This is a genomic window from Bacillus sp. SJ-10 (assembly GCF_002843505.1).
Taxonomy (GTDB): domain Bacteria; phylum Bacillota; class Bacilli; order Bacillales; family Bacillaceae; genus Bacillus; species Bacillus velezensis.
The window spans coordinates 3,044,025-3,069,969 of the sequence record NZ_CP025258.1 but is presented as its reverse complement, the minus strand read 5'-3'; the positions used below and the strand labels follow the sequence as shown (position 1 = coordinate 3,069,969).

Annotated in this window: 30 protein-coding genes; all 30 read left to right on the top strand. The window is 45.3% G+C overall.

The window, feature by feature from the left end; genetic code table 11:
• The first annotated feature begins 6 nt into the window (after positions 1-6).
• The 30 genes from sucD to flhB all read left to right on the top strand — a co-directional run bounded on the left by sucD (position 7) and on the right by flhB (position 25,916).
• Positions 7-909: a succinate--CoA ligase subunit alpha gene (gene sucD / locus CXL14_RS15140; RefSeq protein WP_014417763.1), complete on the top strand. Its 903-nt coding sequence runs from the start codon at positions 7-9 to the stop codon at positions 907-909.
• Positions 910-973: 64 nt separating this feature from the next.
• The gene (gene dprA, locus CXL14_RS15135; RefSeq protein WP_014417764.1) at positions 974-1,873 is read left to right on the top strand and encodes a DNA-processing protein DprA; all 900 of its coding nucleotides are present in this window, start codon (positions 974-976) and stop codon (positions 1,871-1,873) included.
• Between the two features lie 181 nt (positions 1,874-2,054).
• Positions 2,055-4,130, top strand: coding sequence for a type I DNA topoisomerase (gene topA / locus CXL14_RS15130; protein ID WP_014417765.1), 2,076 nt, complete (start codon positions 2,055-2,057; stop codon positions 4,128-4,130).
• Between the two features lie 64 nt (positions 4,131-4,194).
• Complete coding sequence (gene trmFO, locus CXL14_RS15125) at positions 4,195-5,502, top strand: FADH(2)-oxidizing methylenetetrahydrofolate--tRNA-(uracil(54)-C(5))-methyltransferase TrmFO (RefSeq protein WP_012117550.1); 1,308 nt, start codon at positions 4,195-4,197, stop codon at positions 5,500-5,502.
• Positions 5,503-5,571: 69 nt separating this feature from the next.
• Positions 5,572-6,489 carry a tyrosine recombinase XerC gene (gene xerC / locus CXL14_RS15120; RefSeq protein WP_007409774.1) on the top strand — a complete coding sequence of 306 codons (918 nt, stop codon included), beginning with the start codon at positions 5,572-5,574 and terminating at the stop codon, positions 6,487-6,489.
• A gap of 15 nt (positions 6,490-6,504) precedes the next feature.
• Positions 6,505-7,050 carry an ATP-dependent protease subunit HslV gene (gene hslV, locus CXL14_RS15115; RefSeq protein ID WP_014417767.1) on the top strand — a complete coding sequence of 182 codons (546 nt, stop codon included), beginning with the start codon at positions 6,505-6,507 and terminating at the stop codon, positions 7,048-7,050.
• Positions 7,051-7,066: 16 nt separating this feature from the next.
• Complete coding sequence (gene hslU, locus CXL14_RS15110) at positions 7,067-8,470, top strand: ATP-dependent protease ATPase subunit HslU (RefSeq protein ID WP_101287868.1); 1,404 nt, start codon at positions 7,067-7,069, stop codon at positions 8,468-8,470.
• Positions 8,471-8,507: 37 nt separating this feature from the next.
• Positions 8,508-9,287, top strand: coding sequence for a GTP-sensing pleiotropic transcriptional regulator CodY (codY, locus tag CXL14_RS15105; protein ID WP_003154263.1), 780 nt, complete (start codon positions 8,508-8,510; stop codon positions 9,285-9,287).
• A 353-nt stretch (positions 9,288-9,640) separates the two neighbouring features.
• Positions 9,641-10,030, top strand: a complete 390-nt coding sequence (gene flgB, locus CXL14_RS15100; protein ID WP_089072433.1) for a flagellar basal body rod protein FlgB — start codon at positions 9,641-9,643, stop codon at positions 10,028-10,030.
• The gene (gene flgC / locus CXL14_RS15095; RefSeq protein WP_003154259.1) at positions 10,030-10,482 is read left to right on the top strand and encodes a flagellar basal body rod protein FlgC; all 453 of its coding nucleotides are present in this window, start codon (positions 10,030-10,032) and stop codon (positions 10,480-10,482) included. The genes flgB and flgC overlap by 1 nt, the downstream gene beginning before the upstream one ends.
• 10 nt (positions 10,483-10,492) lie before the next feature.
• Complete coding sequence (gene fliE / locus CXL14_RS15090) at positions 10,493-10,813, top strand: flagellar hook-basal body complex protein FliE (protein WP_007409777.1); 321 nt, start codon at positions 10,493-10,495, stop codon at positions 10,811-10,813.
• Between the two features lie 42 nt (positions 10,814-10,855).
• Entirely contained in the window at positions 10,856-12,466 is a 1,611-nt protein-coding gene (gene fliF / locus CXL14_RS15085) for a flagellar basal-body MS-ring/collar protein FliF (RefSeq protein WP_101287867.1), read from the top strand.
• Positions 12,467-12,478: 12 nt separating this feature from the next.
• Entirely contained in the window at positions 12,479-13,495 is a 1,017-nt protein-coding gene (gene fliG, locus CXL14_RS15080; RefSeq protein WP_003154256.1) for a flagellar motor switch protein FliG, read from the top strand.
• Positions 13,488-14,243, top strand: coding sequence for a flagellar assembly protein FliH (gene fliH, locus CXL14_RS15075; RefSeq protein ID WP_014417769.1), 756 nt, complete (start codon positions 13,488-13,490; stop codon positions 14,241-14,243). The genes fliG and fliH overlap by 8 nt, the downstream gene beginning before the upstream one ends.
• Complete coding sequence (gene fliI / locus CXL14_RS15070) at positions 14,240-15,556, top strand: flagellar protein export ATPase FliI (protein ID WP_014417770.1); 1,317 nt, start codon at positions 14,240-14,242, stop codon at positions 15,554-15,556. The genes fliH and fliI overlap by 4 nt, the downstream gene beginning before the upstream one ends.
• 5 nt (positions 15,557-15,561) lie before the next feature.
• Entirely contained in the window at positions 15,562-16,005 is a 444-nt protein-coding gene (gene fliJ, locus CXL14_RS15065) for a flagellar export protein FliJ (RefSeq protein WP_003154253.1), read from the top strand.
• 11 nt (positions 16,006-16,016) lie between these two features.
• Complete coding sequence (locus CXL14_RS15060) at positions 16,017-16,631, top strand: MotE family protein (RefSeq protein ID WP_015388236.1); 615 nt, start codon at positions 16,017-16,019, stop codon at positions 16,629-16,631.
• A gap of 6 nt (positions 16,632-16,637) precedes the next feature.
• Positions 16,638-17,981 carry a flagellar hook-length control protein FliK gene (locus CXL14_RS15055; RefSeq protein WP_088056512.1) on the top strand — a complete coding sequence of 448 codons (1,344 nt, stop codon included), beginning with the start codon at positions 16,638-16,640 and terminating at the stop codon, positions 17,979-17,981.
• Complete coding sequence (gene flgD, locus CXL14_RS15050) at positions 17,982-18,422, top strand: flagellar hook assembly protein FlgD (protein ID WP_007409782.1); 441 nt, start codon at positions 17,982-17,984, stop codon at positions 18,420-18,422. It abuts the gene before it with no gap.
• 24 nt (positions 18,423-18,446) lie between these two features.
• Positions 18,447-19,223, top strand: a complete 777-nt coding sequence (gene flgG, locus CXL14_RS15045; protein ID WP_007409783.1) for a flagellar basal body rod protein FlgG — start codon at positions 18,447-18,449, stop codon at positions 19,221-19,223.
• Between the two features lie 39 nt (positions 19,224-19,262).
• The gene (locus CXL14_RS15040; protein ID WP_003154243.1) at positions 19,263-19,478 is read left to right on the top strand and encodes a swarming motility protein SwrD; all 216 of its coding nucleotides are present in this window, start codon (positions 19,263-19,265) and stop codon (positions 19,476-19,478) included.
• Complete coding sequence (gene fliL, locus CXL14_RS15035) at positions 19,475-19,894, top strand: flagellar basal body-associated protein FliL (RefSeq protein WP_014417773.1); 420 nt, start codon at positions 19,475-19,477, stop codon at positions 19,892-19,894. The genes CXL14_RS15040 and fliL overlap by 4 nt, the downstream gene beginning before the upstream one ends.
• A 33-nt stretch (positions 19,895-19,927) precedes the next feature.
• Positions 19,928-20,926 (top strand): flagellar motor switch protein FliM, encoded by a 999-nt coding sequence (gene fliM / locus CXL14_RS15030; protein WP_003154240.1) that lies wholly within the window; start codon positions 19,928-19,930, stop codon positions 20,924-20,926.
• Positions 20,916-22,052, top strand: coding sequence for a flagellar motor switch phosphatase FliY (fliY, locus tag CXL14_RS15025; RefSeq protein WP_014417774.1), 1,137 nt, complete (start codon positions 20,916-20,918; stop codon positions 22,050-22,052). Before fliM ends, fliY begins: the two co-directional genes overlap by 11 nt.
• Before the next feature lie 26 nt (positions 22,053-22,078).
• On the top strand, positions 22,079-22,441 hold the full coding sequence (cheY, locus tag CXL14_RS15020) for a chemotaxis protein CheY (RefSeq protein WP_003154238.1): 363 nt from the start codon (positions 22,079-22,081) through the stop codon (positions 22,439-22,441).
• 14 nt (positions 22,442-22,455) lie between these two features.
• Positions 22,456-23,109, top strand: a complete 654-nt coding sequence (gene fliZ, locus CXL14_RS15015) for a flagella biosynthesis regulatory protein FliZ (RefSeq protein WP_003154237.1) — start codon at positions 22,456-22,458, stop codon at positions 23,107-23,109.
• A complete protein-coding gene (gene fliP, locus CXL14_RS15010; RefSeq protein ID WP_007409786.1) occupies positions 23,102-23,767 on the top strand; it encodes a flagellar type III secretion system pore protein FliP in 666 nt (221 codons plus the stop codon). The genes fliZ and fliP overlap by 8 nt, the downstream gene beginning before the upstream one ends.
• Positions 23,768-23,781: 14 nt before the next feature.
• Complete coding sequence (gene fliQ / locus CXL14_RS15005; RefSeq protein WP_003154234.1) at positions 23,782-24,051, top strand: flagellar biosynthesis protein FliQ; 270 nt, start codon at positions 23,782-23,784, stop codon at positions 24,049-24,051.
• 6 nt (positions 24,052-24,057) lie between these two features.
• Positions 24,058-24,837, top strand: a complete 780-nt coding sequence (gene fliR / locus CXL14_RS15000; RefSeq protein ID WP_014417775.1) for a flagellar biosynthetic protein FliR — start codon at positions 24,058-24,060, stop codon at positions 24,835-24,837.
• Positions 24,837-25,916 carry a flagellar biosynthesis protein FlhB gene (flhB, locus tag CXL14_RS14995; RefSeq protein ID WP_007409787.1) on the top strand — a complete coding sequence of 360 codons (1,080 nt, stop codon included), beginning with the start codon at positions 24,837-24,839 and terminating at the stop codon, positions 25,914-25,916. Before fliR ends, flhB begins: the two co-directional genes overlap by 1 nt.
• The last annotated feature ends 29 nt before the right edge of the window (positions 25,917-25,945 follow it).

The following is a 25,945-nucleotide window of genomic DNA, read 5'->3' as shown; positions in this document are numbered from 1 at the left end:
CAGATAATGAGTGTTTTTATCAATAAAGATACAAGAGTTATTGTACAGGGGATTACAGGTTCTACCGCTTTATTTCATACAAAGCAGATGCTGGAATACGGCACGAATATCGTTGGCGGTGTAACACCTGGAAAAGGCGGAACGGAAGCGGAAGGCGTACCGGTATTCAATACGGTCGCAGAAGCGGTTCATACAACGGGCGCTGATGCGTCAGTTATTTACGTGCCGGCTCCGTTTGCGGCGGACGCAATTATGGAAGCGGTTGACGCGGAAATTGATCTTGTCATTTGTATCACTGAGCACATTCCGGTTTTGGACATGGTGAAGGTGAAGCGCTTTATGGAAGGCAAGAAAACGAGATTAATAGGGCCGAACTGCCCGGGTGTTATTACACCTGAAGAATGCAAGATCGGCATTATGCCGGGATACATTCATAAAAGGGGCCATGTAGGCGTTGTATCCCGTTCAGGAACATTGACATACGAGGCCGTCCATCAGCTTTCAGAAGCCGGCGTAGGCCAATCTACCGCTGTAGGGATCGGCGGCGATCCGGTCAACGGCACGAACTTTATTGACGTGTTAAAAGCGTTCAATGAAGATCCTGAAACACATGCCGTCATCATGATCGGAGAAATCGGCGGCACAGCTGAAGAAGAAGCGGCTGAGTGGGTGAAAGCGAACATGACGAAGCCTGTTGTCGGCTTTATCGGCGGTAAAACCGCGCCTCCGGGAAAACGCATGGGCCACGCGGGCGCCATCATCTCCGGAGGAAAAGGCACGGCAGAAGAAAAAGTCAAAACGATGAACGCCTGCGGAATTGAAGTCGCGGAAACCCCTTCTGTAATGGGTGAAACGTTGATTAAGGTGTTAAAAGAAAAAGGCTTATTTGAAACGTGCAAAACGCACTGATCGAAGCAGGGGCAGCCGTAACGGCTGTTCCTGTTTTTGCTGAAAAAAGAGGAGGTTGCCAGATTTGGATCAAGCATCGCGCTGTTTAATGGTCTGCAGTATTAATCAAATCATTTCCCCGTCTCTTCTATTAAAATGGTGGAAAGCTGACCACTCTCTGTCTTTTTTACCGGATCCGCATCCATTAACTGTTTTATCAGAAGGGAAAACAGCCCCGGAAGCAATTTTTCGGGAAATAGAGCGCAAGGAACCGGAACTTGATGAAGTTCTGTCCGATTACCGCCGCAAAGGCATTACTGTCATTCCGATTTCATCAAGCCGCTATCCAACATGGCTTAAAGCGATTTATGATCCGCCGGCTGTCTTGTATGCAAAAGGGAACACGCTGCTTCTTGAAAAAGGCAGAAAAATCGGGATTGTAGGAACGCGGAAACCGACGGAAGACGGAATAAAAGCGGCTGGGCATCTTTCCGCCGAACTCTCAAAAAAAGGCTGGGTCATTGTAAGCGGGCTTGCATCCGGTATAGACGGATTGTCTCATAAGGCGAGCATCAGGGCAAAAGGACTTACGATCGGCGTGATAGCCGGCGGATTCCATCATATCTATCCCCGGGAAAATCTCCTGTTAGCAGAATACATGGCTGAACACCATCTCCTACTCTCAGAACATCCTCCTGAAACAAAGCCGAAAAAATGGCACTTTCCGATGAGAAACCGCATAATCAGCGGACTAAGTGAAGGAATTGTGGTCGTGCAGGGAAAAGAAAAAAGCGGTTCATTAATCACAGCTTACCAGGCTCTCGATCAAGGCAGAGAGGTATTTGCCGTTCCGGGTTCCATATTTAATCCATATTCCGGAGGACCTATAAAACTCATTCAAGAAGGGGCGAAAGCTGTATTATGCGCAGAGGATATTGACGGAGAGCTGACCGCCCGATGCGTTCAGTATACGGAACCCTTTTGAAATATCGTTTGACAAACGGTATTGTAATATTTAATAATAGTGAGGATTTAAAGTTGCACATTATTTTCATGTATAAAATGACGTTCATCATAAAGAATGAAATGTTGAAAGCCATAAAAAGGCAGCTCTAAAATGAATTGATACTTGAAAAGAGAGAGAACACCTCTTGAGGGGGATGAAAATGTCTGATTATCTAGTCATCGTGGAATCGCCGGCAAAGGCGAAAACGATTGAACGTTATTTAGGGAAGAAATATAAAGTCAAAGCTTCAATGGGACATGTCCGGGATCTTCCGAAAAGTCAAATGGGAGTTGACATCGAACAGAACTTTGAACCGAAATATATTACGATCCGCGGAAAAGGCCCTGTTTTAAAAGAATTAAAAACAGCGGCAAAGAAAGCAAAAAAAGTCTATCTCGCGGCCGACCCCGACAGAGAAGGGGAAGCGATTGCATGGCATCTCGCACACAGCCTTGATCTGGATCTCAGCTCGGACTGCCGGGTCGTCTTTAATGAAATAACGAAAGACGCCATTAAAGAATCATTTAAACATCCGCGCATGATTAATATGGATCTTGTCGATGCGCAGCAGGCGCGCCGCATACTAGACAGACTCGTCGGATACAAAATCAGCCCGATTCTTTGGAAAAAAGTAAAAAAAGGCCTCAGTGCGGGCCGTGTGCAATCCGTTGCGCTCCGGCTGATCATCGACCGGGAAAAGGAAATCAACGACTTTAAACCTGAAGAGTACTGGACGATTACCGGCTCATTTTTAAAGGGAAAAGAGACGTTTGAAGCCGGATTTTTCGGGAAAAGCGGCAAAAAGCTTCCTTTAAAAAGCGAAGAAGACGTAAAAGCCGTCCTTGCTCAGCTGAAAGGCAATAAGTATACAGTTGACAAGGTTACGAAAAAAGAGCGCAAACGAAATCCCGCTCTGCCGTTTACAACGTCCACTCTGCAGCAGGAGGCTGCAAGAAAGCTGAATTTCAGAGCGAAGAAAACGATGATGATCGCTCAGCAATTATATGAAGGAATTGATCTCGGCAAAGAAGGGACAGTCGGGCTCATCACGTATATGAGAACGGACTCAACGCGGATTTCCAATACAGCCGTTGAAGAAGCGTCAGCTTTTATTGATCAGGCGTACGGAAAAGAGTACTTAGCGGGAAAACGGAAACCGGCAAAGAAAAATGAAAACGCTCAAGATGCCCACGAAGCGATCCGCCCGACTTCGGTGCTCAGAAAACCTGCCGACTTAAAAGCGGTGCTTGGAAGAGACCAGCTCAGATTATACAAGCTGATTTGGGAGCGCTTTGTTGCAAGCCAGATGGCGCCTGCAGTCCTAGATACGATGAGCGTCGATCTCAGCAATAACGGATTGACATTCCGGGCAAACGGAAGTAAAGTCAAATTCGCCGGCTTCATGAAAGTCTATGTAGAGGGTAAAGACGATCAGCTGGAAGAAAAAGACCGCATGCTTCCGGACCTTAAAGAGGGAGACACGGTTTTATCGAAAGATATTGAGCCTGAGCAGCACTTTACTCAGCCGCCTCCGCGTTATACAGAGGCGCGCCTGGTTAAAACACTTGAAGAACTGGGGATCGGCCGTCCTTCGACATATGCGCCGACTCTTGACACCATCCAGCGCCGCGGTTACGTGGGATTAGACAATAAACGGTTTGTGCCGACTGAGCTTGGGCAGATCGTGCTGGATCTTATCATGGAGTTTTTCCCGGAAATCATCAACGTTGAATTCACGGCTAAAATGGAAAGAGACCTTGACCATGTTGAAGATGGCCAGACAGAATGGGTTCAAATCATTGACAGCTTCTACACCGACTTCGAAAAACGCGTGAAAAAAGCGGAAGCCGAAATGAAAGAAGTGGAAATCGAACCTGAATACGCCGATGAAGATTGTGAATTATGCGGCTCCCGGATGGTTTATAAAATGGGCCGATACGGCAAATTTATGGCGTGCTCCAACTTCCCTGACTGCCGGAATACAAAACCGATTGTCAAACAAATCGGCGTAAAATGTCCTAAGTGCCATGAAGGAAACATTGTCGAACGAAAATCAAAAAAGAAACGCGTCTTTTACGGCTGTGACCGTTATCCTGAATGCGACTTCGTATCTTGGGACAAACCGATTGAACGAAAATGCCCGAAATGTGAAAATATGCTCGTAGAGAAAAAGCTTAAAAAAGGCATACAAGTCCAATGCGTCGAATGCGATTATAAGGAAGAACCACAGAAGTAGCGGTGAGCAGAGCCTTGCTCACCTTCTTTGTGTGGAAGGGACAAACAACAGGAGATGAAAAGAAATGAACCAGCAAACAGTTAATGTAATCGGAGCAGGCCTTGCCGGAAGTGAAGCGGCATGGCAGCTTGCAAAACGAGGAATTCAAGTGAAACTATATGAAATGCGGCCCGTCAGGCAGACGGCAGCCCATCATACTGATAAATTCGCCGAACTGGTATGCAGCAACTCCCTCCGTTCAAATACACTCGCCAATGCGGTAGGCGTATTAAAAGAAGAAATGCGGGCGCTTGACTCGGCAATCATTCAATCTGCTGATAAATGCTCGGTTCCGGCAGGGGGAGCGCTTGCCGTTGACCGTCATGAATTTGCGCAAAGCGTGACGGATCTCGTGAAAAACCATCCGAACGTAACGGTTCTTACTGAGGAAGTAACAGAGATTCCGGAAGGCCCGACTGTTATCGCGACCGGACCGCTTACGTCAGAATCGCTTTCACAGCAGCTGAAAGAGCTCACGGGAGAAGAGTATCTGTATTTTTATGACGCGGCGGCGCCGATTGTCGAAAAAGACAGCCTTGATATGGAGAAAGTGTACTTAAAATCCCGTTATGACAAGGGAGAAGCGGCGTACTTAAACTGCCCGATGACAGAGGAAGAGTTCGACCGTTTCTATGAAGCATTGACGACGGCTGAGACGGTACCTTTAAAAGAATTCGAGAAAGAAATCTTCTTTGAAGGCTGCATGCCGATTGAAGTCATGGCGAAAAGAGGCAAGAAAACGATGCTGTTCGGACCGATGAAACCGGTCGGACTGGAAGATCCGAAAACAGGCAAGCGCCCTTATGCAGTCGTTCAGCTCAGACAGGATGATGCGGCGGGAACGCTTTATAATATTGTAGGTTTTCAGACACATTTAAAATGGGGAGACCAAAAAGAAGTGCTTAAACTGATCCCCGGCCTTGAAAATGTTGATATCGTCAGATACGGCGTCATGCACAGAAACACATTTATCAACTCGCCGAGCCTTTTGAACCCGACATATCAATTTAAACAGCGTAACGATCTGTTTTTCGCGGGCCAAATGACCGGCGTAGAGGGTTATGTTGAATCTGCCGCTTCAGGTCTTGTAGCGGGAATCAATGCCGCCAAACTTGTGCTCGGTCAGGATCTTGTGACATTCCCGCAGGAGACGGCGATCGGAAGCATGGCTCACTACATTACGACAACAAATCAGAAGAACTTCCAGCCGATGAATGCAAACTTCGGCCTCTTAAAAGAATTGCCTGTAAAAATTAAAAACAAAAAAGAACGAAATGAAGAATACGCTAAACGCGCAATTGAGACTATTCAAACTATTTCGAAAACGATATAGCTTTTCATTGCAACTTCGATGCATTATATGATACCATTTAAAAGCCCTTCGGAGAGGGAGGTCTTCATAATGACTGAGAATGTTAACTTTTTTTTAAAGTTATTCGTTGAATATTTACAAATTGAAAAAAATTATTCACAATATACTATTGTGAATTATGTTAATTCGATTGAAGAATTTGGGATGTTTCTGCATGCTCAAAATATAAATGGAATGAAAGAAGCTGCATATCATGATGTGAGAATATTTTTGACAGAGGCTTATGAAAAAGGCCTGTCAAGAAAAACAATCAGCAAGAAAATTTCAGCTTTGAGAAGCTTCTATAAATTTTTAATGAGGGAAAAGCTTGTTGAAGAGAATCCGTTTCAGCTTGTTCATCTGCCGAAACAAGAGAAACGGATTCCGAAGTTTCTTTATGAAAAAGAACTTGAGGAACTATTCGCTGTTTCAGACAGAAGTCAGCCGTCAGGGATGCGCGATCAGGCCCTGCTTGAGCTTCTTTATGCGACCGGAATGAGGGTCAGTGAGTGCTGTACGCTTACTGTCGGCGATCTTGACCTGTTCATGGATACGGTGCTCGTTCACGGGAAAGGCAAGAAGCAGCGCTATATCCCGTTCGGCTCATATGCCCGTGATGCGCTGGAGCTGTATATCAACAGCGGAAGGCAGTGCCTGCTTGAAAAAGCAAAAGAGCCTCATGATGTGCTGTTTGTCAATCAAAGAGGCGGCCCGCTGACCGCCAGAGGAATCCGGTATATTTTAAGCGGGCTTGTAAAAAAAGCATCTGGCACTTTACATATACACCCGCATATGCTTCGGCACACGTTTGCGACTCATCTGCTGAATGAAGGGGCTGATTTAAGAAGCGTCCAGGAGCTTTTGGGCCATTCCAATCTGTCTTCTACGCAGATATACACGCATGTATCGAAGGAAATGCTGAGAAACACATATATGTCCCACCACCCGAGAGCTTTTAAAGAAAATTAAAAGGAGGCCCTTCTCATGTCATCTTTTCATGCGACAACGATTTTTGCCGTCCGGCATAACGGGAAAAGCGCTATGTCAGGAGACGGCCAGGTCACATTCGGTCAGGCTGTAGTCATGAAACATACCGCGAGAAAAGTGAGAAAGCTGTTTAACGGAAAGGTTCTGGCCGGATTTGCGGGATCTGTTGCAGACGCTTTCACACTTTTTGAAATGTTTGAGGCGAAGCTTGAAGAATACAACGGCAATTTAAAACGTGCGTCGGTTGAGCTTGCGAAAGAATGGCGCAGCGATAAAGTGCTGCGCAAGCTGGAAGCCATGCTGATTGTCATGAACCAGGATACCTTGCTTCTCGTATCGGGAACAGGTGAAGTGATTGAGCCGGATGACGGCATTTTGGCAATCGGCTCCGGCGGAAACTACGCCCTGTCAGCAGGAAGAGCGCTGAAAACCTATGCCGGAGAGAATCTGTCCGCCAAAGATATTGCAAAAGCCGCTTTAAAAATCGCGGGCGAGATTTGTGTGTACACAAACGATCAGATCATTTTGGAAGAACTTGAATAGAAAGGACTTGAGGCGCATGGAAAACAAACCGTTAACACCGAGACAAATCGTAGATCGGTTGGATCAATACATTGTAGGACAGCAGGATGCGAAAAAAGCTGTCGCCGTGGCATTAAGAAACCGCTATCGCAGAAGTCTTCTTGATGAAAAACTGAGAGACGAGATCGTTCCCAAAAACATCCTGATGATGGGCCCGACCGGGGTGGGGAAAACAGAGATCGCCAGACGGATCGCCAAGCTTACCGGTGCGCCATTTATAAAAATTGAAGCGACAAAATTTACAGAAGCCGGCTATGTAGGCAGAGATGTTGAATCAATGGTCAGAGACCTGGTTGAGACATCCGTGCGGCTCATTAAAGAAGAAAAAATCAGCGAAGTGAAAGAACAGGCTGAAGAAAATGCAAACAAACGTATAGTGCGGCTTCTCGTTCCGGGAAAGAAAAAACAAGCGGGTGTGAAAAATCCGTTTGAAATGCTTTTCGGAGGAAGCCAGGTAGCAAATGATGATGAAGCCGACCAGCAGGAAGAAGCAAGCCTTGAAGAAAAAAGAAAACGCATGGCGCATCAGCTCGCATTGGGAGAGCTCGAAGACCATTACGTCTCCGTAGAGGTGGAAGAGCAGCAGCCGTCGATGTTTGACATGCTGCAAGGCTCCGGGATGGAGCAGATGGGCATGAATATGCAGGATGCGCTGAGCAATCTGGTGCCAAAAAAGAAAAAACGCCGCAAAATGACGGTCAGAGAAGCAAGGAAGGTTCTGACCAATGAAGAGGCAGGCAAATTAATCGATATGGATGAAGTCGGCCAAGAGGCCGTGTTAAGAGCTGAAGAGGGCGGCATTATCTTTATTGACGAAATAGATAAAATCGCAAAAAACGGAGGGGCTTCTTCCTCAGCAGATGTATCGAGAGAAGGCGTTCAAAGAGATATCCTTCCGATTGTCGAAGGCTCTACCGTCGTCACGAAATACGGCTCCGTCAAAACAGATCACGTGCTGTTTATCGCAGCCGGGGCATTCCATATGGCCAAACCGTCTGATCTGATTCCGGAGCTGCAGGGCCGCTTTCCGATTCGTGTAGAATTGAGCAAACTGACGGTAGATGATTTTGTGAAGATTCTCGTCGAACCCGATAACGCGCTGTTAAAACAATATCAGGCTTTATTGCAGACAGAAGGTATATCTCTTGAATTTTCTGACGAAGCTATTCGTAAGATCGCCGAAGTGGCTTATCATGTGAATCAGGATACGGACAACATTGGAGCGAGAAGGCTTCACACGATATTGGAACGTCTCTTGGAAGACCTGTCGTTTGAAGCGCCGGACGTAACGATGGAAAAAGTAGCCATCACGCCGCAATACGTTGAAGAAAAGCTCGGAACGATTGCAAACAACAAAGATCTAAGTCAATTTATATTGTGAAAATTTAATAAGAGGAATTCTAGGAGGATTATTTATCATGGCTTTACTACAAAAAACACGAATTATTAACAGCATGCTGCAGGCTGCGGCAGGCAAACCCGTAAACTTTAAAGAAATGGCTGAAACGCTTCGTGACGTCATTGATTCTAATATTTTCGTCGTCAGCCGCAGAGGAAAGCTTTTGGGCTACTCTATTAATCAGCAGATTGAAAATGACCGCATGAAAAAAATGCTTGAAGACCGCCAGTTCCCGGAAGAGTACACGAGAAATCTGTTCAATGTTCCGGAGACGTCTTCAAACCTTGATATCAACAGCGAATACACGGCGTTTCCTGTAGAAAACAGAGACCTGTTCCAAGCGGGCTTAACAACGATCGTGCCGATCATCGGCGGAGGAGAGAGACTGGGCACGCTCATTCTGTCCCGTCTGCAGGATCAATTTGAAGATGATGATCTCATTCTTGCTGAATACGGAGCAACCGTTGTAGGAATGGAGATTTTAAGAGAAAAAGCGGAAGAAATCGAAGAAGAGGCGCGAAGCAAAGCAGTTGTTCAAATGGCGATCAGTTCTCTGTCTTACAGTGAACTTGAAGCGATTGAGCATATCTTTGAAGAGCTTGACGGAAACGAAGGCTTGCTTGTGGCAAGTAAGATTGCGGACCGTGTCGGCATTACGCGTTCAGTAATCGTTAACGCGCTGAGAAAACTGGAAAGCGCAGGCGTCATTGAATCCAGATCACTGGGAATGAAGGGGACATACATTAAAGTTCTGAACAACAAATTCCTTATTGAATTGGAAAACCTTAAATCTCATTAAGAAAAAAGCAGGATCCCTGAAAATGGGGGTCCTGCTTTTTTTATGGACAATAGGTGAAAAGTTGCAGTTTAAAGTTGCTTATTGGAATCTGATCTGAGATAATCCATCTTGCTGTGTGAAAAAAGGAGGAAGATACAGAAATTCTGCTATTTTCAGTCTTATATTAAACAAATCCTTGTAGTACAAATATTCTAGGACTTAATACCCACATGCAAAATAGATATAATTGAGCACTTTTTTTTAGCCTAACTTCATAGACTTTAAGCCTGTTATTTCTTACAATAAGCATATGGTTTTACAATTCTCGACAAGGATTTTTAGGAGAAAAATATCTGAAATGGAGGTAAGTGGATTTGGACTTATTTTCTGGAACTATAAAAAATCTTGAGAATGCCTTGGGGAGAGCGGACATTAAGCAAAAAGTCTTAACTAATAATATCGCCAATATAGATACACCGAACTATAAGGCAAAAAAAGTCTCTTTCCGAAATTTGTTAGATCAGGAAACATCCAATCTTGAGGCTGTAAAAACCGACTATCGGCACGTTGACTTTACGGGTTCAGGGGACGATTATTCTATCGTGTCCAGCAGTGATACATCGTACCAGCAAAACGGAAACAATGTCGATATCGACAAAGAAATGACAGATTTAGCCGAAAACCAAATTAATTATCAGGCTTTGGTTGAAAGAATGAGCGGCAAATTCAATTCTCTGAAAACCGTCTTGACAGGAGGAAAATAATGAGTGGCTTTCAAAGCTTAAATATTTCGGGTTCCGCTTTAACTGCACAGCGTGTCCGGATGGACGTCGTATCGTCCAACCTGGCCAATATGGATACAACGAGAGCGAAGCAGGTAAATGGCGAATGGGTGCCTTACAGAAGAAAGCTGGTATCTCTCCAATCCGGAGGCGAATCATTTTCGTCCCTTTTACATTCCAAGATGAACGGAACAGGAAGCGCGGGAAATGGCGTAAAGGTATCTGGTGTTACGGAAGACCCGTCCGCTTTTAATCTCGTTTATGATCCGGAGAATCCTGATGCGAATAAAGACGGATATGTACAAAAACCAAATGTAGATCCATTAAAGGAAATGGTGGATCTTGTCAGCAGCACGAGATCATATGAAGCAAACGTAACTGCATTAAACGCCTCCAAAGGCATGCTTTTGAAGGCTTTAGAAATCGGAAAGTAAGGTGATGTAAGTGGTTAACGCTATTACTCCTTTTCAGCTTCAACAAACCCAAAACACTCAAAACGTAACGAATCAATTAAACCAAACTCAAAAAACTGATTCTTCAAACCAAACAAGCTTTTCGGAGCTTTTAAAAAACTCTATTGATTCGTTAAATGAGTCACAAGTGAAATCTGACCAAATAACGAACGAACTGGCTGCAGGAAAGGATGTAAACCTTGACGAGGTCATGATCGCTGCCCAAAAAGCAAATATTTCTCTGACGGCCGCTACCGAATTCCGCAATAAAGCCGTGGAAGCCTATCAGGAGATCATGAGAATGCAGATGTAGTGGTCAGATTGAAGAGAATGACTGGAATGACCGGGGGTTAACATGAATCGTACTCTAATGCAAATGAAAACCAAAACGGCAGCGTTTTGGAACAACAGATCAAAAACACAGAAGATACTCATGGTAAGCGGCTTGGCCGCATTCATTATTTTACTCATCGTCGTTATTATTTTTACTTCGTCTGAAAAGATGGTGCCTCTTTATAAAGATTTGTCCGCGGAAGAAGCGGGGAAGATTAAAGAAGAGCTCGATACGAAAAAGGTGTCTTCTGAACTTGCTGACGGCGGCACGGTCATTAAGGTTCCTGAGAGCCAAGTGGATTCGCTTAAAGTCCAGCTTGCCGCAGAAGGCCTGCCGAAAACGGGATCAATTGATTATTCGTTTTTCGGACAAAATGCGGGCTTCGGCCTGACGGATAATGAGTTTGACGTTTTAAAGGTTGAGGCGACTCAGACCGAATTGTCAAACCTGATAAATGAAATGGACGGTATTAAAAGCTCGAAGGTCATGATCAATATGCCGAAAGAAGCCGTGTTCGTCGGTGAAGATCAGCCGGCAGCATCCGCTTCAATCGTTTTGCAGATGAAACCGGGCTACTCGCTTGATCAAAACCAGATCAACGGGCTGTACCATCTCGTTTCTAAAAGTGTTCCGAACTTAAAAGAAGATAATATCGTCATAATGGATCAAAATTCTACATATTATGACAAAAGTGACAGCGGTGCAGGGTCCGTTTCTGACAGTTATGCTTCTCAGCAAGGTATTAAGTCGCAGGTCGAAAAGGACATTCAAAAACATGTTCAGTCACTGCTCGCCACAATGATGGGGCAGGATAAGGTCGTTGTTTCCGTGACGGCGGATATTGACTTCACGAAGGAAAAACGCACTGAAGACACTGTCGAACCTGTCGATAAAGATAACATGGAAGGCATAGCGGTAAGCGCCGAAAAAGTTGCGGAAACGTATAAAGGCGACGGCGCGGCCAACGGCGGCACGGCCGGAACGGGAAGCAATGACACCGCGAACTATGCCGAGACAAACGGCGGTTCAAACAGCGGGGATTACGAAAAAAGCAGCAATAAAATCAACTATGAAGTCAACCGCATTCATAAAGAAATCGCTGAAAGCCCGTATAAAGTGCGTGATTTAGGCATTCAGGTCATGGTGGAGCCGCCTAATCCGAAAAATGCCGCTTCCTTATCAGCACAGAGACAGGCTGATATACAGAAGATTTTAGGAACGGTCGTCAGAACGTCTCTTGATAAAAACGAAACGCAAAATCAAAACCTGACAGACAATGATATCAACAATAAAATCGTTGTATCCGTTCAGCCGTTTGACGGAAAAACAAGCCTGAACACAGATTCGGCACAATCTTCAGGTCTTCCGATCTGGGTATACATTACAGGAGGCGTACTGCTTGCGGCTATTATTCTGCTTATTATTCTCCTCATCAGAAAGAAACGCTCACAAGAGGATGAATACGAAGAATATGAATATGAAACACCGCCGGAGCCGGTTCGATTGCCTGATATCAACGAAGAGAAAATTGAAACGGAAGAAACAGTCAGACGAAAACAGCTTGAAAAAATGGCTAAAGAAAAACCGGAAGACTTTGCTAAATTGCTTCGAAGCTGGCTGGACGAGGATTAGGGGGAATGGAAAATGGCGAAACGTGATCAGAACAAGCTTACAGGAAAACAAAAAGCAGCCATCCTCATGATTTCCTTAGGCCTTGATGTATCAGCTTCTGTGTACAAGCATTTGTCTGAAGAAGAAATTGAAAGATTGACACTCGAGATTTCGGGAGTCAGAAGCGTCGATCATCAAAGAAAAGATGAAATCATTGAAGAATTTCATAATATCGCAATCGCTCAGGACTATATTTCACAAGGCGGTTTAAATTACGCCCGCCAAGTGCTTGAAAAAGCGCTCGGAGAAGACAAAGCGGTAAGCATTTTAAACAGGCTCACCTCTTCTTTGCAGGTAAAGCCGTTTGATTTCGCGAGAAAAGCGGAGCCCGAACAGATTTTAAATTTCATTCAGCAGGAACATCCGCAAACGATGGCGCTGATTTTATCCTACCTTGACCCGGTGCAGGCCGGACAGATTTTGTCTGAGCTGAACCCGGATGTTCAGGCTGAGGTGGCAAGAAGGATTGCGGTTATGGACAGAACGTCTCCTGAAATCATAAATGAAGTGGAGCGGGTCCTTGAACAAAAGCTGTCCTCCTCCTTTACGCAGGACTATACGCAGACCGGCGGCATAGAAGCCGTTGTTGAAGTGTTAAACGGCGTAGACAGAGGAACGGAAAAAACGATTCTTGATTCATTAGAAATCCAAGATCCTGAGTTGGCGGATGAAATCAAAAAACGGATGTTTGTCTTTGAAGATATTGTCACCCTTGATAACCGTGCGATTCAGCGCGTGATCAGAGACGTTGAAAACGACGACCTCCTGCTTTCATTGAAGGTTGCGAGCGAGGAAGTCAAAGAAATCGTCTTCAGCAATATGTCACAGCGCATGGTTGAAACGTTTAAAGAGGAAATGGAAATTATGGGGCCTGTGCGTTTGCGTGATGTGGAAGAGGCGCAATCAAGAATCGTGGGCGTCGTCCGCAAGCTGGAAGAAGCCGGAGAAATTGTAATCGCGCGAGGCGGAGGAGACGATATTATTGTCTAATATCATTAAACAGCAATCATCATTTTCTCCTGAACAAAAACGGCGCAAGCTTTCCTTGCAGGAAGTCAGGAAAACACATTCCCAGCCAGACCGGGAGGAACCCGAAAATCCAGAGGCTCTCATGGCTTTTGCCAAAGCAGAAGCCGACAGGGTGTCTGAAGAAGCGAAAAATCAATTTGAGCACACTCTTCGGCAGATTGAAGAAGAGAAACACCGCTGGGCGGAAGAAAAACAAAGATTGATAGAAGAAGCAAAGGCAGAAGGATATGAAGAAGGTATGGCATTGGGAAAAGCCGAGGCTCAAGCTGAATACGCCAATCTCATCAGCCGGGCCAATGCCGTTATGGAAATGGCGAGACAGTCAGTCGAGGAAAAACTGGAAAGCGCTGAGGAAGAAATCATTGAGCTTTCCGTTGCGCTCGCTAAAAAAGTATGGCGGCAAAAAAGTGATGATAAAGAGGCTTTCCTTCTGCTGGTCAAACAGGTAGTAGCCGAAGTAAAAGATTATGATGACATCTCCATCTATGTGGACCCTGAATATTATGAGACGGTTCATCAGCATATGGACGAAATTCAGCAGCTGTTATACAAAGAATGCAGATTAAGCTTATATGCAGATGAAAAAGCCGAGAAGGGAACGTGCTCGATAGAAACTCCGTTCGGACGTGTTGATGCAGGCATAGACACCCAGCTGATGCAATTAAAGCAAAAACTTTTAACGGCGCTTGAGGCGGGAGCGGAGCAATGAAGACACAGCATTTAATAGACTCAATTGAAACAGCGGATCCGTACAAACGCTACGGCAAGGTTAAACGGGTCATCGGGCTGATGATTGAATCAAAAGGGCCCGAAAGCTCAATCGGAGATGTTTGTCTCATTTATCCGAAAGGCCATGCGAAAAAAGCGATTAAAGCTGAGGTTGTAGGCTTCCAGGATGAAAACATTCTGTTAATGCCTTATCTGGAAGCGGCCAGCATCGCGCCGGGCAGCATTGTGGAGGCCACTGGGGAGTCGCTCCGCATCAAAGTAGGCGCGGGTTTAATCGGACAAGTTGTCGACGCGTTCGGCGAACCTCTTGACGGCCGGGCGCTTCCGAAAGGTTTGTCCCCCGTTTCGACGGAACAGCCGCCGCCAAACCCGATGAAACGCCCGCCGATACGGGAAAAGATGGGTGTCGGCGTCAGATCGATTGACAGTCTGCTGACGGTAGGAAAAGGGCAGAGAATCGGGATTTTTGCCGGAAGCGGAGTCGGAAAAAGCACCCTGATGGGAATGATCGCGAAGCAGACTGAAGCTGATTTAAACATTATCGCACTCGTCGGTGAACGGGGGCGCGAGGTGCGTGAATTCATCGAGAAGGATTTAGGTGAAGAAGGCCTGAAACGCTCGATCGTCGTAGTCGCGACCTCTGATCAGCCTGCCTTAATGCGTTTGAAAGCGGCATATACGGCCACCGCCATTGCAGAGTACTTCCGCGATAAAGGCCGGAATGTGATGTTCATGATGGACTCCGTCACGAGGGTCGCGATGGCTCAGCGGGAAATCGGCCTGGCAGCGGGGGAACCGCCGACAACAAAAGGATATACACCTTCTGTGTTCGCTATTTTGCCCCGTTTGTTGGAAAGAACGGGCGCGAATGAACAAGGAACGATAACCGCTTTTTATACGGTTCTCGTTGACGGAGATGATATGAACGAACCGATTGCCGATACGGTGCGCGGAATATTAGACGGGCATATCGTTCTCGATCGGGCGCTTGCCAACAAAGGGCAGTTCCCGGCCGTGAATATCCTGAAAAGCATCAGCAGGGTCATGTCTAATATTTCAGACACATCGCATATAGAGGCGGCCAACAAATTCCGCGATCTTCTGTCAACTTATCAAAACTCTGAAGATCTCATTAATATCGGAGCTTACAAAAGAGGGTCATCAAGAGAAATTGATGAAGCGATTCAGTTTTATCCGCAGCTTATTCAATTTTTAAAACAAGGAACGGAAGAACCTGCTCAATTGGAAGACAGCATTGCGGCATTGACGAGTCTGACAGGAAAAGAGGAATAAACATCGTGGCATACCAATTCAGATTTCAAAAGCTGCTGGAATTAAAAGAAAATGAAAAAGACCAAACATTGACTGAATACAGACAATCGGTTTCTGAATTTGAGACAGTGGCTGAAAAACTATATGAAAATATGAGCAAAAAAGAATTGCTCGAAAAAGACAAAGAATCAAAGCTGAAATGCGGGATGAGCGTTCAGGAAATGAGACATTATCAGCAATTCGTTTCCAATCTTGAGAACACCATCTATCATTATCAAAAGCTTGTCATCATGAAACGAAATGAAATGAATGAGAAGCAGGAACAGCTCACCGAAAAAAACATTGAAGTAAAGAAATTTGAAAAAATGCGGGAAAAACAATTTAATATGTTCGCACTTGAAGACAAAGCTGCAGAGATGAGGGAAATGGACGACATTTCAATCAAGCAGTTTATGATTCAGGGGCATTAGGAGCGAATGAAATGGCCGATAAAGAAAAGAGATCTGGAAAGTTCGGTTCAATCCTGCTTTTTATCATGATCCCGCTGATTTTTCTGATCATCGTCGCAAGCATCATCCTTTGGGCTGCCGGCGTTGATGTGATGAAGCCGATTCAGGAAACAGCCGCTAAAACGCCTGTTTTAAAAGAATTGGTTCCCGAAACGAAAGAAATGAAAAGCGCGGCGGAAAAGCAGAAGGAAGACAGAACGGCTTCTCTTGAAAAGACCATAAAGGAACAAAAAAGTGAAATTAACATTTTGAATAAAGATTTAGACACAAGCAAGTCCGAAATCGATAATCTGAATCAGAAAATCCGTTCACTGAAACAGGAAGCTGAACAGCAGCAGAAAACAAAGACGGATGAAACGAAAAAAGACGCTTCGGATTCAGCCGGAAAAGATAAAATGATCAACATCTATAAAAGTATGGACAGCGGTAAAGCGGCAAGCATTATCGTAAAGCTGAAAGAAAAAGAAGCCCTCGATATTTTAAACGGATTAAGTAAAAAGCAGCTTGCTGAAATCTTGACGAAAATGACTCCTGAACAAGCGGCTAAATATACAGAAAAACTATCCGCTGACGGAAATAAGGAGTGATGTAAGTTGAAGCTGCTTGAATTAACGGGTAATCGTACGCAGACTGCGCAAAACAGCAATGTGAAGATGAATGTAAACAGCTTAGGTCTATTTCAGAACTGGCTCCTGTCGGAAATCACTTCTCCCCGGCAGCCCGGAGATGAAACAAAAACAAGTGACGCAGAGCTGAATGATGCCCTATCTAAAATCGGTGATTGGCTGAAAGCCGGCCCGGAAGATAAAGAATTGCAGCTGAAACAGCTGCTTGAAGCGGTAAAAGCTCTTGAAGGAAAGCAGACGGCTGAAACAGCTCTTCCTTTATTGAAACAGCTTGCCGAATCTGTTGAAGACATGTTAGCGGGAAAACAGCATGGGGGGAAGCCTGAAACGGATGAGCCGGATTCTTCCGCAAAAGACGGGGATTCCGTCAAGGATGCGCTTGAGAAGGGGCTGCTGTTCATTCAAGAAGCCGTATCCCAGCTCTTCACATCTCAGCAGGAACTGCCTGACAGCGCGCAGGCAAAGGCGGTTTACCAGGAAGGCGCCCGTTTATTAGAGGCATTGAAAAAACAAGGCGTTCCGGACCGCGTGATTCAAGACCTGCGGCAGACATTTTTTCCGAAAAACGAATCGGCATCTAAACTTTACTCCATGACAGCCGCTGAGCTGAAGAGCTTTCAAAGCGTCGCGGAGCAGCTTGCGGGCCTTTCTCAAAAGGGAACAAAGGATTGGGATATGGCTGAAACTGAGCTGAAAGCTTTTGTGTTATCTCAATCATCTGAATCATCCCAAGAGTCAGCCGGGAAAACAGAACAGCAAAACGGCGGCACGGTTTCTCACGCAAAGGCGCCTGACAGCAAATTGTCTGCACATATACTGTTTTCGGGAACGAGAAGCCTTGCCGGCATTCAGCAAACGTCCGCAGGAGCTGAACAGCAGCCGGCAGAAAATAAACCGTTAACGGATCAGGTCATCAGCGGCTGGAAACAGATGAAATACACGCCTTTCGGGAAAACAACCGGAAGCTTTACGATTCGTCTTAATCCCGAGAACCTCGGATTTGTCACAATTAAGGTGACAAACGAAAACGGGATGTTTCAAAGCAAAATAATCGCATCCAGCCAGTCCGCGAAAGAGCTGCTGGAACAGCATCTTCCTCAGCTGAAACAGTCGCTTCCGAATATGGCGGTCCAAGTCGACCGTTTTACAGTCCCGCTTCAAAGCGGGGATCAGCAGCCTGTTTACGGACAGACGGCCGATCACAATAAACAGCAGCATCAGGGACAGAGAGAGCAGAAGAACCAGCAGCAGTCAGGCGATTTCGGAGATATGCTGGAGGAGCTTTCTCTCAATGAAATGGAGGAAGAATAGTTGACATCAGTAAACTCGGATTATGCCGCGGCGGGCGCTTCAACCACATCAAGCGCGAAGAGCACCTCCGCAGTAAACAGCAGCACGAATTTAGGGAAAGACGAATTCCTGAAGATCTTAATGACACAGGTTCAAAACCAGGACCCGCTCAATCCGGTTGATGACAAAGAATTCATCAGCCAGATGGCGACATTTTCTTCATTGGAGCAAATGATGAATATGAATACGACGATGACTAAATTTGTAGAAAATCAAGATCCGTTTACGATGTATGTGAACTGGATCGGCAAAAATGTCACATTCAGCGACAGCGACGGGAAGGATCAGACAAGCCCGGTCAATTCAGTCAAGCATTCAAACGGCAATTACGTGCTCGTGCTTGAAAATGGCAAAGAGGTCAGTCCGTGGAATGTCACGGCCGTCAGCGAAACATCTAAATAAAAAGAAACCCAGGGGGAATTTAACATGTTACGTTCATTATATTCCGGTATCAGCGGCATGAAAAACTTTCAGACAAAACTAGATGTAATCGGCAATAACATCGCCAACGTCAACACAGTGGGATTTAAGAAAAGCCGCGTTACATTTAAAGATATGATCAGCCAGACAGTCGCCGGCGGTTCAAACGTGACCAATTCAAAACAAATCGGCTTGGGTGCCGCGACTTCTTCCATTGATGTCGTTCATTCAACCGGCGCCCCGCAGGCTACACAGAATAAAACCGACCTAGCCATTGACGGAGACGGCTACTTTCAGATTAATACAGGTGCGGGAATTGTTTACACACGTGCGGGGAATTTCGGAAAGGACAATCAAGGAAACCTTGTTACGACTGACGGGTACTATCTTGAAAAAATCGGCGGCGGCAAAATCAATATTCCGACTGATGCGAAAGATTACAGCATCGGTGCAGACGGAACCGTTACATATACTGATGCAGGGGATGAGGTTCATGATGCCGGACAAATCGGTCTGGTCACGTTCCCTAACAGCGCCGGTCTGGAAAAAATCGGAGGCAACCTTTACAGAGAATCATTAAGTTCAGGAGCTGCGAGCGCAGTCACCACTCCGGGCGAAAACGGAACGGGTAAGCTTTTGGCAGGCTATCTTGAAATGTCAAACGTAGATCTGACAGATGAATTTACCGAAATGATCGTTGCTCAGCGGGGTTTCCAATCAAACTCAAAAATCATTACGACTTCAGATGAAATCCTTCAGGAGCTGGTTAATCTGAAACGGTAAGGAGGGAGGAGAGGCGGTTAAGCCGCTTCTCCGGATTGCATGATTCAAGTCACCCGTTTAAACGGCCAGCCTTTTACGCTGAACGCGCTGTTTATCGAACAGATTGAGTGCTTCCCCGACACGACGATTACACTGTCCAACGGCAAAAAGTTCGTAGTGAAAGAACCGGAAGAAGCAGTTCTCAAAAAAGTCATATCGTTTTACCATAGCATACAAATATTTTCACTGGATCAGGGAATAGAGGAAGAAGAATGAAGAAAAAATTAGTCATCATTTTGCTGATTATTTTAATTGTCATCGCCGGCCTCGGAACGGCAGCATATTTTGTCGTCAGCGGAAATTCCGGCAAAGATAAAAAGCCGACAATTGACGAAGTCGTTGCAGCCACTGTGTCTGTCGACGATATCACGACAAACTTAAAGTCTGACAGCATCATCCGTATCGGCATCAAGCTTGAAACCGACTCGGCTAAAGCGAAGGAAGAACTTGAAAAACGCGATTTTCAGGTGAAAGACAACATCATTTCCATTTTAGCCGACACAAGCGCCGGAGAGATTGAGGGAGATAAAGGAAGAGAAGCGTTTAAACAATCATTAAAAGAGAAAGTAAACAGCTATCTCCAAGAAGGAAAAGTTCAGAAAGTGTACATTACCTCCTTTAATCTGCAATAAAAACAAATTTGACAGAATACGGAGGTGAAGAAAATGTCAGGAGAAGTTCTCTCCCAAAATGAAATAGACGCACTGCTTTCCGCCATTTCCACGGGTGAGGCGGATGCGGAAGAGCTGAAAAAGGAAGTAAAAGAGAAAAAAGTAAAGGTATATGATTTTAAACGGGCTCTCAGATTCTCGAAAGATCAGATACGCAGTTTAACCCGGATACATGATAACTTTGCGAGGCTTCTCACAACACACTTTTCCGCCAAGCTCAGAACGTATATTCATATATCCGTCAGCTCAGTTGATCAGGTGCCGTATGAAGAATTTATCCGTTCCATACCGAACATGACGATTTTAAATTTATTCGATGTCCATCCGATGGAAGGCAGAATCATGATGGAGGTTAATCCCACCATCGCATACGCAATGCTTGACCGCGTCATGGGAGGCATCGGCATCACTCATAACAAAGCTGACAGCCTTACGGAAATTGAAACGAATATTATTTCTAACTTATTTGAAAATGCACTGGGCAACTACAAAGAAGCGTGGCAATCGATTGCTGATATTGACCCTGAAATGACTGAATTTGAAGTGAATCCTCAGTTTGTGCAGATGGTTTCCCCAAATGAAACAGTCGTTGTCATTTCTCTCAATACGCAGATAGGTGAAATCAGCGGTGTCATTAATCTTTGTATTCCCCATGTCGTACTTGAGCCGATTATCCCTAAGCTTTCCGTACATTATTGGATGCAATCAGACCGGAATGAAGCGAAGCCCGAAGAAACGAAGTTGCTTGAAAAGCGCATCATGACGGCTCAAATTCCCGTTGTGGCTCTCTTGGGCGCTTCTGAACTGACAATAGAAGAATTTTTAAGTTTGGAAGTCGGGGACTGTATAACTCTGGACAAATCAGTGACTGATCCTCTTACTGTATTGGTCGGAAACAAACCGAAGTTTTTAGGGCAGGCCGGCCGGGTGAATCGAAGACAGGCAGTGCAAATTTTAGATCACGACATAAGAGGTGAACAAGATGAACAATAGATTATCTCAAGATGAAATCGATGCTCTTCTTAACGGCACAAGCAGTCAATCAGAGGATACAGAACAGCCTCAAGAGGCGAACTTGTCTGAACTTGAGCGCGATGCGATCGGAGAAATCGGGAATATTTCGTTCGGCAGCTCGGCTACGGCGCTGTCCACTCTTTTAAATCAAAAAGTGGACATTACAACGCCGAGTGTGACCGTCATTTCAAAAAGCAAAATCAGTGATGAATTTCCTCATCCGTATGTTGCCATTGAAGTGAACTACACAGAAGGCTTTGACGGCAGCAATTTGCTCGTCGTCGAACAAAGCGACGCGGCCATCATCGCGGATTTGATGATCGGCGGAGACGGCCTGGGCGCCGATCCGTCACTCGGTGAAATCCACCTGAGCGCCGTGCAGGAAGCAATGAATCAAATGATGGGCTCGGCTGCTACGTCAATGTCGACCGTGTTCAGTAAAAAGATTGACATTTCTCCGCCAAGGGTTGAACTTCTGGATGTGACGGAAGAAAAAGGGACCGACAGAATACCTGAGGATGACCTGCTCGTAAAAGTGTCATTCCGTCTGAAAGTCGGCGAATTAATCGATTCGAGCATCATGCAGCTTTATCCGATTACGTTTGCGAAAGATCTGATCGCAGAACTGATGACTGCAGACCAGCATGAGTCAGAGGCCGCAGAAACCGTATCAGAACCACAGGAAACATACGAAACGCCGCAGCCGGAACCTGCCATGCAGCCGGAGCCGCAGGCAAAACCCGAGCTTCCGAAGAGACAGGGAACCGCCAAAAAAGCTGCTCCTGTTCAAGTCGCTCCGGTGGAATTCCAGGCGTTTGATCATAACGAAGCGGCGCAAGGATCAAGGAATAACCTTGATATGCTGATGGATATTCCGCTTTCCGTTACGGTTGAGCTCGGCAGAACGAAGAGAAGCGTCAAAGAAATCCTTGAACTTTCTGCGGGAAGCATTATTGAGCTTGACAAGCTGGCTGGTGAACCTGTTGACATCCTGGTCAACCAGCGGATCGTGGCAAAAGGCGAGGTCGTCGTCATAGAAGAAAACTTCGGCGTGAGAGTCACTGATATTTTAAGTCAGGCAGACCGCCTTAACAATTTAAAATAAGCGAACATAGAGGAGAGAAACAGATTATGGCACACAGAATTTTAATTGTAGACGATGCAGCATTTATGAGAATGATGATCAAAGATATTTTAGTGAAGAACGGTTTTGACGTTGTAGCTGAAGCTTCAGACGGAGCGCAGGCAGTCGAAAAATTCAAAGAGCATTCCCCCGACCTTGTGACAATGGATATTACAATGCCTGAAATGGACGGGATTACAGCTTTAAAGGAAATTAAACAAATCGATCCGCAGGCGAAAATCATCATGTGTTCGGCTATGGGCCAGCAGTCAATGGTTATTGACGCGATTCAAGCCGGCGCAAAAGACTTTATCGTGAAACCGTTCCAAGCGGACCGCGTGCTTGAAGCCATTAATAAAACATTAAGCTAAAGGGTGTACGACTGTTGAAAAAGAGTCATGGTTTACTAGCTTTGATTTGTTGTTTCGTTTTACTCAATGTACATCCGTTCCCTGCTTTTGCGGCGGAGTCTGACAATTCCACCGTCAACGAATGGTTTGACAAACAATCAACAAACAAAACAGAGAAAAAAAGCGATACATCGAAACAAACGGCTGATCAAGAGATAGGGGATGCTTCTGCATCTTCTGTCTCCGCTTTTGATTTTGTAAAGATGATTGGGGCGTTATTATTCGTCATTCTGCTGATCTATGGATTTGTCAAACTGATGAATAGAAGAAACCGTCTGCTGAAGCCGTTTCAATATGTAGAAAATATCGGCGGAACGTCAGTCGGCCAAAACCGTTCCGTGCAGCTGATTAAAGTGGGAAACAGCGTTCTCGTAGTCGGTGTGGGCGAAACGATACAGCTTTTAAAAGAAATTGAAGATGAAAAAGAGCGCGAGGCGATTTTGAGCCAATACGAAGAGTCGATGTCTTCAAAAGTGGAATGGACCAAGCTCGTAAATCCGCGTAAGGATGGAGAAAAAAAGCCGCAAACGATGCTTCCGTCGTTTTCAAAAGCGCTGAAAGAACAGCTGAACGAGCTGAAACAAAGCCGTTCTGAAGGAAAGAAGAAAGGCCCTTATCATCATGAATGAATTTATTAATCTTTTTAATTCAAGCAGTCCGACCGAAGTCAGCTCCACTGTTAAATTACTGCTGCTTTTGACTGTCTTTTCAGTGGCGCCGGGGATTCTGATTTTGATGACCTGCTTTACGAGAATCGTCATCGTCCTGTCTTTTGTGAGAACCTCACTGGCGACGCAGAACATGCCTCCCAACCAGGTTTTAATCGGCCTTGCGCTGTTCTTGACGTTTTTTATTATGGCGCCGACTTTTTCAGAGATTAATAAGGAAGCCTTAACGCCGCTGATGGACAACAAAATCAGTCTCGATGAAGCATATACAAAAGCCGAGAAGCCGATTAAAGAGTATATGAGCAAGCATACAAGGCAGAAGGATCTTGCGCTGTTTATGAACTATGCCAAAATGAAAAAACCTGAATCGATTCAGGATATTCCTTTGACGACGATGGTGCCCGCTTATGCGATATCAGAACTCAAAACCGCTTTTCAAATGGGCTTTATGATTTTTATTCCGTTTTTAATTATCGATATGGTCGTGGCGAGCGTCTTAATGTCAATGGGAATGATGATGCTTCCGCCGGTTATGATCTCTCTGCCCTTTAAAATATTGCTTTTCGTTTTGGTCGATGGATGGTATTTAATCGTGAAATCTTTGCTTGACAGCTTTTAGGGTAGGTGCTAATTGTGAGTTCAGAATTTGTAATTTCCATGGCGGAAAAAGCCGTATATGTAACACTAATGATCAGCGGGCCGCTGCTTGCGATCGCGCTGATCGTCGGTTTGCTCGTCAGTATCTTTCAAGCGACAACTCAAATACAGGAACAGACGCTTGCGTTCATTCCGAAAATCGTGGCGGTGATGCTTGGACTGATCTTTTTCGGTCCTTGGATGCTGTCGACGATTCTTTCGTTCACAACTGATCTGTTTTCTCATCTGAACCGATTTGCAGGGTAGAATCAAATGAATTCCATCATTGATTTATTTCCCGCTTTTTTATTGGTCTTTATCAGAATCTCTGCTTTTTTTGTAACGGTGCCGGTGTTCGGACATCGGAATCTGCCGGCGGTTCACCGAATCGGCTTTGCTTTTTTTCTTTCGGTGATCTGCTTCAGCACGCTGAAACATGCTCCGGAAATAGAAATAGGGGAACAGTATATGCTGCTTGTCATAAAAGAGGCCGTTGTGGGCTTGAGCCTCGGGCTGATCGCTTTCATGATGATGACAGCCATTCAGATAGCAGGTTCCTTTATTGATTTTCAGATGGGCTTTTCCATCGCCAATGTCATTGATCCGCAATCAGGAACGCAAAGCCCGCTGATCGGACAATTCGTTTATACGCTGGCGCTGTTATTTATGCTCAGCGTAAACGCCCATTATCTTTTATTGGACGGGATTTATTACAGCTTTCAGTATATCCCGCTTGACCAGGCATTTCCGTCGTTTGGAAATGATCAGTTTGGACTTTTTATCGCAAAAAGCTTCAATGCCATGTTTATTATCGCTTTTCAAATGTCTGCGCCGGTTGTGGCCAGTCTGTTTTTAGTTGATTTGGCGCTCGGTATTGTAGCGAGAACGGTGCCGCAGCTGAATGTTTTCGTTGTCGGGCTTCCTCTGAAAATAGCCGTGAGCTTTATTATGCTGATCGTTTGTATGTCGGTGATGTTTGTCGTCGTCCGCAACATCTTCAGCCTTACCGTTGAAACCATGCGGAATCTATTGGCATTGGTCGGTGTGACATGATGAGACTCAGACTGAATCTGCAATTCTTTGCCGGTGAAAAAACGGAGAAAGCCACTCCGAAAAAACGGAAGGATACAAGAAAGAAAGGACAGGTCGCGAAAAGTACGGATGTGAATACAGCCGTTTCTTTACTGATTATCTTTCTTTCGCTGATCGCGCTCGGTCCTTATATGCGGGACAGGCTGCTGTCCTTTATTAAAACGTTTTATACGAAATCGATATCATTACATCTGTCAGCATCTGCCGTGCATGAACTGTTCGTGGATACGGTGAAAGATATCAGCCTCATCCTCGCGCCGATTATGCTGGTCGCGCTTGTGGCAGGTGTCGTGAGTAATTACATGCAGGTGGGTTTTCTGTTTTCTGCGGAAGTCCTCAAGCCTGACTTGAATAAGCTCAGCCCGCTGAAAGGTTTTAAGCGGATTTACAGCATGAGGGCGATTGTTGAACTGGTCAAATCTATTTTGAAGATTACTGTGGTCGGTTTTGCCGCCTTTATGGTGCTCTGGCTTCATTATGGCGATATTCTCCGCCTTCCTCTTTTAACGCCTGCGGAAGTGCTCACTTTCGTTTCTAAGCTCACGCTTTGGATGGGGCTTGCGGGATCAGGGGCTTTAATGTTGCTGGCCGGGCTTGATTATTTATATCAGCGTTTTGACTATGAGAAAAATATCAGAATGTCAAAGCAGGATATAAAAGATGAATACAAAAAATCGGAGGGTGATCCGATAATCAAGTCCAAAATTAAGCAGAAGCAGCGGGAAATGGCGATGAGGCGGATGATGCAGGAAGTGCCGAAAGCGGATGTCATCATTACCAACCCGACCCATTATGCGATAGCTTTAAAATATGATGAAAAGAAAATGGACGCCCCTTACATTGTTGCCAAAGGGGTCGACCATCTCGCATTAAAAATCAGGCAGATCGCCAAAGAACACGATGTCATGACGATTGAAAACAGGCCGCTCGCGCGTGCGTTATATGATCAGGTTGACATTGACCAGGCTGTGCCGGAAGAGTTTTTCAAAGTCATTGCGGAAATTTTGGCTTATGTATATAAAACGAAACAAAAAGTATAGTGAATTTCAGATTCAAAAGGAGAGAAAAA